This is a genomic window from Marinobacterium aestuariivivens (assembly GCF_042661465.1).
Classification (GTDB): Bacteria; Pseudomonadota; Gammaproteobacteria; order Pseudomonadales; family Balneatricaceae; genus Marinobacterium_A; species Marinobacterium_A aestuariivivens.
The window spans coordinates 2,646,463-2,661,445 of the sequence record NZ_JBHSWE010000001.1 but is presented as its reverse complement, the minus strand read 5'-3'; the positions used below and the strand labels follow the sequence as shown (position 1 = coordinate 2,661,445).

Genomic DNA, 14,983 nt, shown 5'->3' with positions numbered 1-14,983 from the left:
CTCTACTCCTCGTACTCCAGGCCACGGAAGCGCAGCCGTCGCCAATGCCAGACCAGAAGCCCGGCCAAGACGGCCGCCATGGCAAACCATTGAAAGGCATAGCCCAGATGCCGCGTCGGCTGCATCTGCGCCAGGGGCCGATCGACCCGCAACTGACTCAGCACCGGCTCGGTCACTTCCAGCACCCAGGGCAGCAGAGCCCTGCCCATGACCTGCTCGAGACGCGCGATATCGATCATCTGCACGCGCCTTGGCCAGGATTCCGTCCATTGGTCTTCGGTCAGCATGAAAGCGGGTTCTACCCGTCGCAGCCGGCCGCTGAACTCGGCCCGGGCCGGCAGCTCGATGTGCGGCAGCCGACTTCGGTCGGGTGACGCCTGGACCCAGCCAAGATTGACCGGCAGCAGTGCGTTGGCGCTATCGCTCTGCAGCAGGGCGATTACTTCGTAGCCGGCACGGCCATCGCGCATCCGGTTGTCGAGAAGGAGCCAGCGGTTGCGTAACAGGTCGCCCTCGAGGTGAGCCCTGACCAGATTGCGTGTCCCCAGGTCCTGAAGCTGCTCCAGACGATGGAGCACAAGAGTGCCGTCATTCCAGTCCTGCAACAGCTGCTGTTTTTCAGTGGCACGCTGCAGTTGCCAGCACCCCAGCGAGATCAACAGCGGCAACAGCAGCAGTGCACAGATCCAGAGCCACCACTTGAAACCTGCGCGCGGGTCTTTTTTACTCATGGCTGGCCCTGTCCAGACTTGCACAGTAACCTGTGGTTGGCGGGCAGCATTCCCCCGCCGGAGAGCCGCATGCTGAAACCCCTGATTGCCCTGATCTTCGTTGCCATCGTTATCAGCCTGTTCAGCGGGCTGTACTTCCTGATGACGGATCGCGGTCAGTCCCACCGTACCGTCAATTCGCTTTTTTCCGGGTCGGCTTCAGCATCCTGCTGATCCTGACACTGATCTACGGCTTCTATAGCGGCGAACTCAGCTTCCATGCCCCCTGGATGCAACCCTGAGCTCAAAGGATATAAACGAACAGGAACAACCCTACCCAGACAACATCGACAAAGTGCCAGTACCAGGCCACGGCTTCGAAACCGAAATGGTGTTCGGCACTGAAGTGTCCCTTCATCACCCGCAGCCAGATGATGATCAGCATCAGGGTTCCCAGCGTCACATGCAGGCCGTGGAAGCCGGTGAGAATGAAGAAGGTCGCACCATAGATGCCGGCATGGAGCGTCAGTCCGAGGTCATGGTAGGCCTCGACATACTCGTAGGCCTGAAATACCAGGAAACTCGCGCCCAGCAGGACGGTGGCCGCCAGCCAGATCACGATGCGGCTGCGATGCCCGGTTTTCAGAGCCTTGTGGGCGATGGTGACGGTAAAGCTCGACGACACCAGCAGGATGGTGTTGAGCAGCGGCAGATGCCAGGGTGAAATGATCTGCTGCGGCCCCGGGAAGCGCTCCATGTCCGGCGTGGTCATCAGTGGCCACTGTGCCTGAAATCCCTCCCAGAGCATGTTCGAGACACCTTTCTCGCCCTCCCCGCCAAGCCAGGGTACGGCCAGATTGCGAACATAGAAGAGGGTGCCGAAAAAGGCTGCAAAGAACATCACTTCGGAGAAGATGAACCAGCTCATGCCCCAGCGGAAGGAACGGTCCATCTGTTCACTGTACATGCCGGACATGCTCTCGTGGACCACATTGCTGAACCAGCCGAAGAGAATGCCGATCATCAGCAGGGCCCCCAGTCCCAGCAGCAGCCCGCCAAGCGTCGTTGAGGAGCCGGCACTGAGGGCATTGATCAGATTGCCGGCGCCGAACGCCAGCAGGAAAAGTGCGATCGAAGCCAGGATCGGCCAGCGACTCTGGGGCGGGACGTAGTAGCTTGCAGTGCTCATTACGGAGACCTCCGTGTTTCACTGGCCAGTACCCGGTCTTCGGGCCGTTCCGGCGTGATATCGAACAGGGTGTACGAAAGCGTGAGGGTATGGATATGCTCGGGCAGCTTCTTGTCGACCACGAACAGCACCGGCATTTCGACCTGTTCCTCGCTCTCCAGCGACTGGCTGTCGAAGCAGAAGCAGTTGACCTTGTGCAGATAGCGGGCCGCTTCCGCCGGCGCCACCGAAGGAATCGCCTGGGCGATCATGCGCCTTGCGGTGGGGTTGCGGGCGAAGAAGGCGGTCTGGCGCATCTCGCCGGGATGTACCTGAACGGAGGCATCCTGCGGCCGGAACACCCAAGGCATGCCTTCGTTGTTGACTCCGATGAACTGCACCCGGATGCTGCGGCTGATATCGGCGTCCTCGATCGCCACCGGGCCGGTATTGGTGACCTTGCCGTTGAGCCCGGTCACGCGGCAGAAGACATCGTACAGCGGCACCAGTGCGAAACCGAAGCCGAACATCAGCACCGCGCCGGCCAGCAGGCGCACCACCAGCCGCCGGTTTTTGCGACCGAGTTCATTCATAGCGCTACTTCACCACCGGCGGCTGCGAGAAGCTGTGATAGGGCGCGGGCGACGGCAGCGTCCATTCCAGGCCATGGGCGCCTTCCCAGACCCGGTCGGTGGCCCGTTCGCCACCGCGGATGCAGGCGATGACGTTATAGACGAACAGCAGTTGCGACAGGCCGAAGATGAAGGCGCCTATGCTCGCCACCGAATTGAAGTCGGCGAACTGCAGCGCATAGTCCGGAATCCGCCTCGGCATGCCCGCCAAGCCGATGAAATGCATCGGAAAGAAGGTGATATTGACGCCGATGAAACTGAGCCAGAAATGCACCTTGCCGAGTTTCTCGTCGAGCATGTGCCCGGTCCATTTCGGCAGCCAGTAGTAGGTAGCGGCCATGATCGAGAAGATCGCGCCCGGTACCAGCACGTAGTGAAAGTGGGCGACCACGAAATAGGTGTCGTGGTACTGGAAGTCGGCCGGTGCTATCGCCAGCATCAGGCCCGAGAAGCCGCCGATCGTGAAAAGCACGACGAAGGCCAGGGCGAACAACATCGGCGTCTCGAACGTCATCGAGCCGCGGAACATGGTCGCCACCCAGTTGAAGACTTTCACGCCGGTCGGCACGGCGATCAGCATGGTCGCGAACATGAAGAACAGCTCGCCGGCCAGCGGCAGGCCGACGGTGAACATATGATGCGCCCAGACGATGAATGACAGAAAGGCGATCGACGAGATGGCATAGACCATCGAGGCATATCCGAACAGGCGCTTGCGGGCGAAGGTCGGGATGATCTCGCTGACGATGCCGAACGCCGGCAGGATCATGATGTAGACCTCGGGGTGGCCGAAGAACCAGAACACATGCTGGAACAGCACCGGGTCGCCGCCGCCGGCGGCGTTGAAGAAGCTGGTGCCGAAATGGATATCCATCAGCATCATCGTGACGACGCCGGCCAGCACCGGCATCACCGCGATCAGCAGGAAGGCGGTGATCAGCCAGCTCCAGACGAACAGCGGCAGCTTCATCATCGTCATGCCGGGCGCGCGCAGATTGAGGATGGTGGCGATGACGTTGATCGCCCCCATGATCGAGCTGATCCCCATCATGTGCACGGCGAAGATGAAGAAGGTCACGCTCGGCGGTGCATAGGTGGTCGACAAGGGCGCATAGAAGGTCCAGCCGAAGTTCGGCGCGCCGCCGTCCATAAACAGCGTCGAGATCATCATCGCGAAGGCGAACGGCAGAATCCAGAAACTCCAGTTGTTCATGCGCGGCAGCGCCATGTCCGGCGCGCCGACCATCATCGGCACCATCCAGTTGGCCAGTCCGACGAAGGCCGGCATTACGGCCCCGAACACCATGATCAGGCCGTGCATGGTGGTCATCTGGTTGAAGAAGTCCGGCTGCACCAGCTGCAGACCGGGCTGGAACAGCTCCGCCCGGATCAGCAGCGCCATGGTGCCGCCGGTGAGGAACATCAGCAGGCTGAACCAGAGGTACAGGGTGCCGATATCCTTGTGGTTGGTGGTGAACAGCCAGCGCCCGATACCGCCGGCGGGGCCATGTTCGTGATGGGTGTCACCCAGGTTCTGACCGAGCGTCGTTTCCATGACCCCTCCTACTGGTTCAGTTCGGTGATCTGCTGCGGGCTGACACTGTCGCCGGTGTCATTGCCCCAGGCATTGCGTTCGTAGGTGATCACCGCCGCCAGGTCGACGGCGCTGAGCTGGCCGCCGAACGCCTGCATTGCCGTGCCCGCCTTGCCATGCAGCACGATGTCGATATGGGCGCCGACATCGCCGGTGGCGATGGGGCTGCCGGCCAGTCCAGGGAAGGCACCGGGAATGCCCTGACCGTTGGCCTGATGGCATACCGCACAGGCGGTGCTGTAGACCTGTTCGCCCCGTTCCATCAGCTGCTCCAGCGTCCACTCCTGTTCGGCCGCAGCCTCCTGCTCCGCCGCCGCGGTCTTGGCATCGGCGAGCCACTGGTCGAACTCGGCCTGTGGCTTGACCTCGACCACGACCGGCATGAAGCCGTGGTCGCGCCCGCACAGCTCGGTGCACTGACCGCGATAGATACCGGGCTCCTCCGGAATCACCCAGGCCTCGTTGATGAAGCCCGGGATGGCATCCTTCTTCACCGCCAGCGACGGCACCCACCAGGAGTGGATGACATCGTTCGCGGTCAGCAGGAATCGCACCTTCTTGCCGGCCGGCAACACCAGCGGGTTGTCGACCTCCAGCAGGTAATGTTCACCCTTGGCTTCCTGGTTGTTGATCTGCTCGCGGGGGGTCGAAAGCACCGAGAAATAGTCGATATCGTGCCCCAGATACTGGTAGCGCCACTTCCACTGGTAGCCGGTGATCTGGATATCGAGCTCGGCATCGGCGCTGTCGTACATCTTGATCAGGGTGGCCGTGGCCGGCACCGCCATCGCGATCAGTATGCCGAACGGAATCAGGGTCCAGAGGATCTCGACCGCAGTGTTCTCGTGGAAGTGATGGGCTTCGGCACCGCGGGACTTTCGGTGATGGATGATGGACCAGAGCATGACGCCGAACACCACCACCCCGATGGCCACGCAGATCCAGAAGATAATCATGTGCAGGTCGTAAACGTCACGCGCGATCGCCGTACTACCTGGTGATAAATTCACCTGCCAGGCCGCGGCAGCCGGCAGCGAGGCAAGCAATCCAATCCATGGCAGAAGCCAGATTCTCTTTATCATTACCGGGTCTCTCGCAAGGTCCGCGGAACCGCCCAAGTGACGCGATCACGCGGAATTTTCCCTAGCAGATCACTTGGTTAAGACTGAGTATAGCAGCCTGTCCGGTAATGCAAGGTCGACTCAGGCGCCACCCAGCGAGAGCGCCCAGCGCACCAGCAACATGACAAAAATCACGAAAAAAAGGCCATCAACAGGCCCAGAAGCACGTAGCGCCAGGGCTTTCCGGATGAAAAATCTTCATTGCGCTTGCGCTCGGACTGGACGCCGAACATCGCCGCCAGCACGCTTTGCAGGGTTTTGAGCACGCCATTCTTTTTCGGTTCGGAAGCCATGGAATCTCCTGTGCACCAGATCTGGAGTTACTACAGGTATAGGTATAGCCAAAGCCAGCCAATCCGGGCGGGACTTTAGGGATTCCAGGCCCTTCAGGCCATCCGCGACGGCTTGCGTACCGGTGCACGGTGCCGTTTCCAGAGACGGTATCCCAGCAGCCAGGCCAGTATCAGGCCGTAGATCAGCTGTTCCTGAAAGGAACTTCGAATCTGCCAGATGAAATGCAGCATGGCCAGCAGTGCGATCAGGTAGACCAGCCGGTGCAACTTCGCCCATTTCGGACCGAGCCTGCGCTGCATGCCGCGGGTCGAGGTCACGCCGAGTGGAATCAGCAGCAACAGCGCCAGGGTACCGACAATGATGTAGGGTCGCTCGCTGAGCTCGCGCAGCAGCAGGTCCGGCCGCCAGCCGAGAATGAAGGTGGCGAAGGCCAGCAGATGCACGATCGCGTAGAACAGCGCGTAGAGTCCCATCATGCGGCGATAACGCTGCAGCCAGCCCCAGTGGAAGATACGCCGCAGCGGCGTGATCGCCAGGGTGATCCAGAGCAGGCGCAGCGTCCAGATACCGGTGAACTGGACAATGGCCTGGGCCGGATCGGCCCCCAGATCCAGCGCCAGCGCCCGATCGACGAGCCAGACCAGGGGCAGCATCGGCAGCAGGAAGACCAGCCACCAGCGTGCATGGCTTTTCATGCGCCGGCCCGTCACCTCGGTCAGAACCATTTGCGCAGATCCATGCCGTTGTAGAGGTGCGCCACCTGCTCGGCGTAGCCGTTGAAAGGCTGAGTGTCGATAATGTTCGGCGAGAATAGCGACGACGGCAGACGTCTCTCGGTGGCCTGGCTCCAGCGCGGGTGGTCGACCGTCGGATTGACGTTGGCATAGAAGCCATATTCATTCGGCGCGGCCAGATTCCAGGTGGTATCGGGCATCTCCTCGGTCAGCTCGATTCGAACGATCGACTTGATGCTCTTGAAGCCGTATTTCCACGGCACCACGAGACGAAAAGGCGCACCATTTTGTGGCGGCAGCGCATTGCCGTAAAGCCCCACCGCCAGCAGTGTCAGCGGGTGCATAGCCTCGTCCATGCGCAGCCCCTCGATATAGGGCCAGTCAAGGGTCGAGAAGAACCCGCGCTGCCCCGGCATCTGCTCCGGGTCGTGCAGGGTGGTGAAGGCGACATACTTCGCCCGGGAGGTCGGTTCGAAGCGCTTGAGCAGATCACCGAGCGGAAAACCCATCCAGGGAATGACCATCGACCAGGCCTCGACGCAGCGCAGCCGGTAGATGCGCTCTTCCAGCGCATGGGGCCCGAGCAGGTCCTCCAGCGCATAGGTACCGGGTTTGTTGACCTCGCCGGCGATCTCGACGCTCCACGGATCGGTCCTGAATTTCTGGGCCTTGCGCGACGGATCCTGCTTGCCGAGCCCGAACTCGTAGAAGTTGTTGTGGGTGGTCACGCTGATGTAGGGTGCCGGCGCTTCGCTCGTCGAAAGCGCGGCATTGCGATCGCCTTCGCGCAACTTGCGCTGCAGCCAGTCGGGCCCGGGATAAACCGGCACTCCGTCGTCGAAGCTGTAGGAGGGTATCGCCGCAGCGCCGCCACTGAGTGCCAGCGCCGCCGTCCCGGCCAGGCCCTGCAGGAACAGGCGCCGGTTGCGGTAGACGGATTCCGGCGTGATATCGGAGGCCTTGATCGGGTCGGGTCTTTTGATCAGCATGGTCCGCTCTCTGTCTCGGGTTGGCTGGCGGTATCGCCAGACAGTATACGGGCAGACTAGAGCGGCGGACTGAAATCAGCCTGAAAGGGATAAATTGTAGGTTGGAATGATGCCCCGAAGGGGCGAATTCCAACGCTGGGGCTACAGTTCGGATACCACAGAAGGTTCGAAACCCGGAATCCGCTTCGCTCATTCCAGGCTACGGTTTTTGGCGCGCCCAAACGGGAGGACGCTGATGGCAACCCGGGGCTCAGAGGGCGCGACGCTTGCGCCAGACCCAGATGGCCGGTCCGGACAGCATGTAGACCAGGAACAGGCACCAGAGGAAGAGCGCCGGGCTGATCGAAATCACACCCACCACCAGCACGATGGCGGCCAGGATCATGAAAGGCACCTTGCCCTTGAAGTCCACTTCCTTGAAGCTGTGATAAAGCACGTTGCTGACCATCAACAGGCCGCAGCTGGCGACGAAGGCCGCGATGGCATAGGCCATGGCGGTGCCCGGGATCACCTCGAACTCGGCGAAGGCCCAGACCATGCCGGCCACGGTCGCCGCGGCTGCCGGGCTCGGCAGGCCGATGAAGTATTTCTTGTCGACCGAGCCGATCTGGGTGTTGAACCGGGCCAGCCGCAACGCCGCGCAGGCAACATAGATAAAGGCGGCAAACCAGCCGATCTTGCCGGTATTGTCCAGCACCCAGGTAAAGGCCACCAGCGCCGGCGCCACGCCGAAGGAAACCATATCGGAGAGGGAGTCGTACTCCGCGCCGAAAGCGCTGCTGGTGTTGGTCATGCGGGCCACCCGGCCATCCAGGCCATCGAACAGCATCGCCACGAAAACGGCGATGGCCGCGTTCTCGAAATGGCCGTTCATGCCGGCAATGACCGCATAGAAGCCGGAAAACAGCGCCCCCGTGGTGAACAGGTTGGGCAGCAGATAGATGCCCCGACTGCGCGGTTTGACATCCTCGTCGGTGGGCTGTGTCTGTTCGTCTGTCATAGTTCTCATCAGTCGCCGCTTGAAGTGGCGCCCATTCTACAGGCGCCGCCTCCCTGCTGTCACCGCTCCGTCTGCGACGGCGCCGCCACCCAGGGATGGGCCAGTTCGTCGCCGAGCAGCACCCGGTCGACGAATTTGCGCATCAGGCCATTCGACTCCGGCGTTTCCTCGGCACTGGTCAGCACCTGCCCCAGGTGATCGTCGCCGTCGGTATAGTGGGCGCGGTAATGGGTCAGACGCTCGACCAGGGTTGCCTTGTCCACTTCGGGATGGAACTGAAACGCCCAGAAGGGGCAGCCGATAACGCGAAAGGCGTGGACGCACTGGTCGGTATAGGCCAGCAGCTCACAGCCGGGCGGCACCCGGTCGGTGAACTGGCGGTGGACCGATACGGCCATGAAGCCGTCGGTCGTGTCCCGGAACAGCGGGTCGCTGGCGGCCGCCGAGGCCAGGCTGATCGGCAGTGTGCCCATTTCGAAGCCGGTATCGCGGTGGTCGATGCGCCCGCCGAGCGCCAGCACCACCAGTTGAAAGCCGAAGCAGGAGGCGAAGGTCGGCTGGCCGGTCGTGACCACATGGCGCAGCAACCGCTGACTGTCGTGCACGAAGGGATAATGCCCGGGTTCGAGCACATTGGCCTCGCTGGCGCCGCCGACCAGCAGCGCATCGTAGCCGTCGGCGACCGTGGGCGGAAAGTCGGGCCTGTCGAAGACATTGAGCACCTCGATCTGCTCCCGGTCGAGACCGCAGTAGCTGGCAAAACTGTGATGTTCCTCGTCCCGCACCTTCTGCTCGGTGCGGATCTGCAGCAGCAACAGCCTGAGACTGGAGCGCCGATCCAGGCCCGTCATGTCCTTCCCTCCCGTCAGAGAAACAGTTCCAGATCGCAGCTGGATTCGCGGCCGACCGCCTCGAAATGCTGCTCCAGCCAGCGCCCGGCCTGCTGCCGGCCACGGTTTTTCAGGGACTCGAGAAAGTGTAGCCGGGTATCGTACTTGGTGACACGGCCGAGGTCGGCCAGCAGCTCGTCGGTTTCGATCAGGTGCAGGCGCAGTCGACGCATCCGGCGCTCGAAGGCACCGATCGACAGCGGCATGCGGCGCACTTCGTGCTGGATATGGCTGATGGCCCGCATCTCGCGCAGAAAAGTGCTCTGAAAGCCGAACTCGCTGATTCGTTCCTGGATGGCGGCGGCAGTCAGTGGCGTGCCGACACGCAACAGGGGTTGCAACAGCACCACCAGGATATCCTCGCTATCGCAGTCGAAGATCAGCGGGTAGATCGCCGGATTGCCGGAAAAGCCGCCGTCCCAGTAGCTGTGCCCGTCGATCTCGATTGCCTGGTGCAGGTTCGGCAGACAGGCCGACGCCAGCAGATGCTCGGCATGCAGTTCCCGCTCGCGGAACAGCCGGATCTTGCCGCTCTGCACATCGGTCGCGGCAATAAAAAGATTGAACGGACTGGCAGACCGCAACTGCCCGAAATCCACCAGCCGCTCGACCAGCGCCCGCAGCGGGTTGAGGTCCAGCGGATTGGTATCGTAGGGCGACAGGAACTGGCTCAACTGCAGCATCCAGCCGGCCAGGGCCTGGCGGGACGGGTCGCCGGGCAGCACGGACGACAACTCCGGCAGCGCATGCAGCGAGACCTGGTGCCAGAAACGGGCGAGCTGTGCCCTGGCGCCTTCAGGCCCCTGCTGCAGCCAGCCGCTGGCCAGCATCACGGCATTCATGGCCCCGGCACTGGTGCCGCTGATGCCCTCGATACGCAGTCGCGGCTCCTCCAGCAGACGGTCCAGCACACCCCAGGTAAAGGCGCCGTGGGCACCGCCACCCTGCAGCCCAAGATTCACCGTTCGCACAGACATAAGGGCCTCCCGGCATTTTTGTGCACTGCACAAATTTGACGACTGAGCGGCTGAACGTCAAGTGAATACCCTGTGACGGCATCGTGAAGCCGCTCCCACGGAATTCGCTCACAGAGTGAGCTTCCACACCTTGCCGGGAAGCACCCGATGACATCAGTGGAAATCCCGCGAGCGCAAGGAGAGCGCCTGCCACTGCCCGGTAATATCGGTCAGGCGACCGGCGACCACATGGATAACCGCCCCTTCGCGCTCCAGCACGCCCGAGACCTTGAGCAGTCGCGCTCCGAGCAGGGCCTGTCGCTGGGCCCGGGCCGTATCACGCCAGACGATGAGGTTGATCTGGCCGCTCTCGTCCTCGAGGGTGACGAAGGTCACGCCCGACGCAGTGCCCGGTCGCTGGCGGTTGGTCACCACCCCGGCCACCCGTACCAGCTGGCCGGGCCGGCACTGCGACAGCTGCTCGGCCCTGAGGCAGCCCGCCAGCTCACCCCGCTCGCGCAGCAGCGCCAGCGGATGACGCCCGAGGCTCAGCCCCAGATGGCGAAAATCCTCCTCCAGGTCCGCCTGCTCGTCGGGCGCCGGCAGCCAGCGGACCTGGTTCTCGGCCACCCGGGCATCCCCCAGCGCCAGTTCGGGATTGGCGGCCAGCAGCTCCCAGCGGGCCTGGTAACGGTGACCGCCCAGGCTGTTCAGGGCACCGGCGGCAGCCAGCGCATCCCAGTCATTGCGCGCCAGCTGTCCCTGGCGCTGAGCGGCGGCCACCGACGGGAACCCCAGCGCGGGGCGGCTCTGCATCAGCCTGTCGGCGGACCGGCGCGACAGCCCCTTCACCAGCCGAAAACCGAGCCGCAGGGCGCCGTCCTCCTCCAGGGTGCAGTCCCAGGCGCTGCAATTGATATCCACGGGTCTCACTTCGACACCATGGCGGCGGACGTCCTGCACCAGTTGCGATGGCGAATAGAAACCCATCGGCTGGCTGTTCAGCAGTCCGCAGCAGAAGGCCGCCGGTTCGTGGCACTTGAGCCAGGCCGAGACATAGACCAGCAGCGCGAAACTGGCGGCATGGGACTCGGGAAACCCGTATTCGCCGAAGCCCTCGATCTGGCGGCAGATACGGTCGGCGAACTCGGCGCTGTAGCCCCGCGCCCGCAGCCCCTCGACCAGCTTCTGCTGGTAGCGGGCGATGCTGCCGCTGCGGCGCCAGGCGGCCATCGCCCGGCGCAGCTGATCGGCCTCGCCGGCCGAGAAGCCGGCCGCCACCATCGCCAGCTTGATCACCTGCTCCTGGAAGATCGGCACCCCCAGGGTGCGCTCGAGCACCGCCCTCACCGCGTCGCTGGGATAACTGACCGCTTCCAGGCCGTCACGCCGTTTCAGATAGGGATGCACCATGTCCCCTGGATCGGTCCGGGCCGCACGATGGCGACCTCGATCACCAGATCGTAGTAGCAGGCCGGCTTGAGCCGCGGCAGCATATTCATCTGGGCGCGGGACTCGACCTGGAAGACCCCGACGCTGTCGGCCCGCGACAGCATCCCATAGACCGCCTCGTCCCCGCGCGGAATATCCTGGATACGCAACGGCGTTCCCCGGCGCTCGCCGATCAGGTCCAGGGTCTTGCGCACCGCCGTCAGCATGCCCAGCGCCAGCACGTCGACCTTCAGCAGCCCAAGGCTCTCGAGGTCATCCTTGTTCCACTGGATCAGGCTGCGATCCTTCATTGCGGCATTCTCGACCGGCACCAGTTCGGACAAGGGGCCCGCCGAGATCACGAAACCACCGACATGCTGCGACAGGTGACGCGGAAAGCCGAGGATCTCCCCGACCAGCTCCAGCAGCAGCCGAAAACGGGGCGCCGGTGTGTCGCCGCCGAGTTCGCGCAGCTGTTCGAACCAGGCGGCGCGTCCGGCCCGGCGGTCGAGCCGGCCGGTCAGCCAGGCCAGATAGCCGGGGTCCAGCCCCAGGGCCTTGCCGACGTCCCGCAGGGCGCTGCGCAGCCGGTAACTGATCACCGTCGCCGCCAGCCCCGCTCGCTCGCGGCCATAGCGGCGGTAGATGTACTGGATCACCTCCTCGCGCCTTTCATGCTCGAAGTCGACGTCGATATCGGGCGGCTCGTCGCGCTCGCGGGAGATGAAGCGTTCGAACAGCAGGCTCACTTCCCGCGGATCCACCTCGGTGATGTGCAGGCAGTAGCAGACCACCGAATTGGCCGCCGAGCCCCGGCCCTGGCAGAGGATGCCCTGCTCACGGGCGTAGCGAACGATATCCTCGATGGTGAGGAAATAGTGCTCGTAGCGCAGCTCGGCGATCAGCGCCAACTCATGTTCGATCTGCCGGCGCACCGCCTCCGGCGTGCCCCCGGGAAAGCGCCGGCGCTCCCCCGCCCTGACCTTTTCAGCCAGCCAGGCCCCGGCACTCCTGCCCTCGGGCACCAGTTCGGCCGGATATTCGTAGCGCAGTTCCCCCAGCTCGAAGTTGCAGCGTTCGGCGATATGCAGGGTCTCCGCCATCAGTTCCGCGCCATGGAGGCTCTGCAGCTTGTGCCGCGAGCGCAGATGACGTTCGGCATTGGCCTGCAGCCGGAACCCCGCGTCGGGTACCGGCACCCCGATGCGGATCGCCGTCAGCACATCCTGCAGCCGCTGGCGCGCCGGATGGTGCATCAGTACCGCACTGGCGCAGACCGCCGGCCATTGCAGCTCGGTCGCCAGCGCCTGGTGCCGGGCAACACGATCGCCATCACCCGGTCCCAGCAGATGCTCGAGCAGCAGCCAGCAGCGGCCGGCAAAACGCCGCCCGAGTTCGCGCGCCCACCGCCGCGCTTCGTCACAGTCGTCACCGGGCCGGTACAGCAACAGGCAGTCCTGCTGCTCGCCGAAGTCGTCCCGTTCGATGCGGTACTGCCCCTTGACTGCGCGGCGCCTGGCCAGGGTGATCAGGGCGCAGAGCTGGGCGTAACCGCGGCGGTTTTCGGCCAGCAGCACCAGATGTTCGCCCCCGAGCCGGAACTCGGCGCCGACAATAAGCTTCAGACCGGTCTCCCGGCTGGCCTCCCAGGCCCGTACCACGCCGGCCACGGAGCATTCATCGGTCAGGGCCAGGGCCCGGTAGCCCAGCTCCGCCGCCCGCCGCACCAGCTCCTCGGGATGGGAGGCACCGCGAAGAAAACTGAAGTTGCTCAGGCAGTGCAGCTCGGCATAGCCCGGCGCATCCAGGGAAACAGCCTCTTCCATGGCGCCTACCCGAACCAGCCGTGCAGATACCAGCCACCGCCCGGCTCGCGATAGAGCCAGCCCAGCCGGCCATCGGGCCAGCGACCGGTATAGTAGTCGCGGCGTACCGGGTGCTGATCCCACCAGCCGCCGACGATGCGCTCGGGCCCCTGCAGCAGCACGATGGTCGTCCCCACCCGCCCCGGGGGCAATGGCTCAGGCGTCGCCAGCAGCCAGCCCGGGCGCTCGCTGGCCGGTGCCGGCAGCGGCGCCAGAGCCCCTGCAGCGGGGCCGGCCGCCAGCTGCGCTCCGGACGATAGTCGGCGCAGGGCTCGAGCCGGCACAGCGCCCGGTCCCCGAGGCGCATCTGCAACCGGCTCAACAGCTGCGCCGGCGAGTCCTGGGGCGGCGCTTCGCTGAACAGGTCCTCCCGTCCCCGCTCCAGGTCCCTGAACTCGGTGGCGGCCAGGCGCAGCCCGGTCACCGGCTGTTCCAGCTGCAGCCGCTCGAGGCGCAGCCGGCACAGTTCGAGCCAGGCCTCCGCGCACTGCTCGCCGGCGGCATGACCGACCCACAGCGCCTGCTGCCGCCCGGCCTGCAGCAGCTCCAGCCGCAGCCGCAGCGCCCGCCAGTGCCGGGCCCGCAGAAAGCCTTCCAATTGCGCCAGCAGGCGGCGCAGCGGAAACAGCAGCGCCTGGGTCTGTTCGACCTCGAAAGGCAATGGCAGCTCCGAACGAAAGTGCTCGGGCGGCTCGAAGTAACGCGGCGGATCGGGACGGCGCCCGGTCAGCCGATCGAGATAGGCGGTCAGTTCCGGGCCCAGCCGGTGCGCCAGCTCCTGTCCGGGCAACGCCAGCAACTGGCCGAGCCGCTGCAGGCCCAGCCCCTGCAGCCGCTCGAGCTGCTTCGTTTCGAGTTCGAGTCGCGCGGTCGGCAGCTGTTCGAGACGCCCGAGATGCGCCGCCGCATCGGCCGCACAGAAGCCGCCGTCCAGAGCCAGCAGTCGCGCCGCCAGCGGGGTATGGCCGGTGGCGCTGAGTGCGCTCAGTTGCAGCTGCCCCAGTTGCGCCTGCAGCTCCTGCCAGAGGGCCTCCAGGCCCTTGAAGTAGTGCAGCATCGAAGCGATCTCCAGCAGCAGGCCGGCGGGCGGTTGCAGACTGACCCGGGCGCTGAAGCGCCCGCTCCAGAGCGCCAGCCCCTCCAGCTGCAGCGGCTCCTGTACCGGACAGGGCGTCACCAGTTGCAGCTCCGGCACCAGGCTGAGGGCCGTTGCCACGGCCATGCCGTGCCGGACACCCTGTTCCCGGGCCGGCGCGTTGCAGAGGCGTACCCGGGCGCCGCGGTCATCGAGCAGCGCCGCCGGCACAGGGCGGTCACCGCCGCAGAGCATCTCCAGCGGCAGCAGCGGGAAATGCAGGTACAGCCAGAGCCCGTTCATCCATGCCCACTGACCAGCTGCAGTCGCGGTCTGGAGGCGGGACGCGCCCCGGGCCTGCGTTCCCCCAGCGACAGCACACGACGCGGCAGCGGCCAGCCCCCTTGCGTTTGAGCAGCGACAGTCCGACCGAGGCCGCCTCCTGCTCGGGCTCGAGCAGGAGGCGATAGGGAGCCGGCGAGCTCTGATCGCGGCAGCCCGTGGGGCGGAAAATAAATCCCAGC

Annotated in this window: 14 protein-coding genes and 1 pseudogene; 1 reads left to right on the top strand and 14 read right to left on the bottom strand. The window is 64.5% G+C overall.

The window, feature by feature from the left end; translation table 11 throughout:
* Positions 1 to 2: 2 nt before the first annotated feature.
* Positions 3 to 731, bottom strand: coding sequence for an SURF1 family protein (locus ACFQDL_RS13810; protein ID WP_379909521.1), 729 nt, complete (start codon positions 729 to 731; stop codon positions 3 to 5).
* A 69-nt stretch (positions 732 to 800) separates the two neighbouring features.
* Between ACFQDL_RS13810 and ACFQDL_RS13805 the strand changes: the two genes are divergently transcribed.
* On the top strand, positions 801 to 944 hold the full coding sequence (locus tag ACFQDL_RS13805; RefSeq protein ID WP_379909520.1) for a DUF2909 domain-containing protein: 144 nt from the start codon (positions 801 to 803) through the stop codon (positions 942 to 944).
* A 70-nt stretch (positions 945 to 1,014) separates the two neighbouring features.
* On the opposite strand, the gene ACFQDL_RS13800 is transcribed toward ACFQDL_RS13805, so the two are convergent.
* From ACFQDL_RS13800 to ACFQDL_RS13740, 13 genes and pseudogenes are all read right to left on the bottom strand, one after another.
* Positions 1,015 to 1,899 (bottom strand): cytochrome c oxidase subunit 3, encoded by an 885-nt coding sequence (locus ACFQDL_RS13800; protein ID WP_379909519.1) that lies wholly within the window; start codon positions 1,897 to 1,899, stop codon positions 1,015 to 1,017.
* Positions 1,899 to 2,471 carry a cytochrome c oxidase assembly protein gene (locus ACFQDL_RS13795; protein ID WP_379909518.1) on the bottom strand — a complete coding sequence of 191 codons (573 nt, stop codon included), beginning with the start codon at positions 2,469 to 2,471 and terminating at the stop codon, positions 1,899 to 1,901. Before ACFQDL_RS13795 ends, ACFQDL_RS13800 begins: the two co-directional genes overlap by 1 nt.
* A 4-nt stretch (positions 2,472 to 2,475) precedes the next feature.
* Entirely contained in the window at positions 2,476 to 4,065 is a 1,590-nt protein-coding gene (gene ctaD / locus ACFQDL_RS13790) for a cytochrome c oxidase subunit I (RefSeq protein WP_379909517.1), read from the bottom strand.
* An 8-nt stretch (positions 4,066 to 4,073) separates the two neighbouring features.
* Positions 4,074 to 5,186: a cytochrome c oxidase subunit II gene (gene coxB / locus ACFQDL_RS13785; RefSeq protein WP_379909516.1), complete on the bottom strand. Its 1,113-nt coding sequence runs from the start codon at positions 5,184 to 5,186 to the stop codon at positions 4,074 to 4,076.
* Between the two features lie 170 nt (positions 5,187 to 5,356).
* A complete protein-coding gene (locus ACFQDL_RS13780) occupies positions 5,357 to 5,518 on the bottom strand; it encodes a DUF2970 domain-containing protein (protein ID WP_379909515.1) in 162 nt (53 codons plus the stop codon).
* Between the two features lie 93 nt (positions 5,519 to 5,611).
* A complete protein-coding gene (locus ACFQDL_RS13775; protein ID WP_379909514.1) occupies positions 5,612 to 6,244 on the bottom strand; it encodes a protein-methionine-sulfoxide reductase heme-binding subunit MsrQ in 633 nt (210 codons plus the stop codon).
* Positions 6,235 to 7,242 carry a protein-methionine-sulfoxide reductase catalytic subunit MsrP gene (gene msrP, locus ACFQDL_RS13770; RefSeq protein WP_379909512.1) on the bottom strand — a complete coding sequence of 336 codons (1,008 nt, stop codon included), beginning with the start codon at positions 7,240 to 7,242 and terminating at the stop codon, positions 6,235 to 6,237. Before msrP ends, ACFQDL_RS13775 begins: the two co-directional genes overlap by 10 nt.
* Before the next feature lie 250 nt (positions 7,243 to 7,492).
* Entirely contained in the window at positions 7,493 to 8,242 is a 750-nt protein-coding gene (pssA, locus tag ACFQDL_RS13765) for a CDP-diacylglycerol--serine O-phosphatidyltransferase (protein ID WP_379913080.1), read from the bottom strand.
* Between the two features lie 59 nt (positions 8,243 to 8,301).
* On the bottom strand, positions 8,302 to 9,093 hold the full coding sequence (locus tag ACFQDL_RS13760) for a type 1 glutamine amidotransferase (protein ID WP_379909511.1): 792 nt from the start codon (positions 9,091 to 9,093) through the stop codon (positions 8,302 to 8,304).
* Between the two features lie 14 nt (positions 9,094 to 9,107).
* Positions 9,108 to 10,109 (bottom strand): patatin-like phospholipase family protein, encoded by a 1,002-nt coding sequence (locus ACFQDL_RS13755; RefSeq protein ID WP_379909510.1) that lies wholly within the window; start codon positions 10,107 to 10,109, stop codon positions 9,108 to 9,110.
* Between the two features lie 153 nt (positions 10,110 to 10,262).
* Positions 10,263 to 11,078: a helix-hairpin-helix domain-containing protein gene (locus ACFQDL_RS13750; protein WP_379913078.1), complete on the bottom strand. Its 816-nt coding sequence runs from the start codon at positions 11,076 to 11,078 to the stop codon at positions 10,263 to 10,265.
* A gap of 231 nt (positions 11,079 to 11,309) precedes the next feature.
* Positions 11,310 to 13,246 (bottom strand): annotated as a pseudogene (locus ACFQDL_RS13745) (PHP domain-containing protein); the annotation flags it as partial.
* Positions 13,197 to 14,762, bottom strand: coding sequence for a Y-family DNA polymerase (locus ACFQDL_RS13740; protein ID WP_379909509.1), 1,566 nt, complete (start codon positions 14,760 to 14,762; stop codon positions 13,197 to 13,199). The gene ACFQDL_RS13740 and the pseudogene ACFQDL_RS13745, both read right to left, overlap by 50 nt.
* Positions 14,763 to 14,983 lie beyond the last annotated feature (221 nt).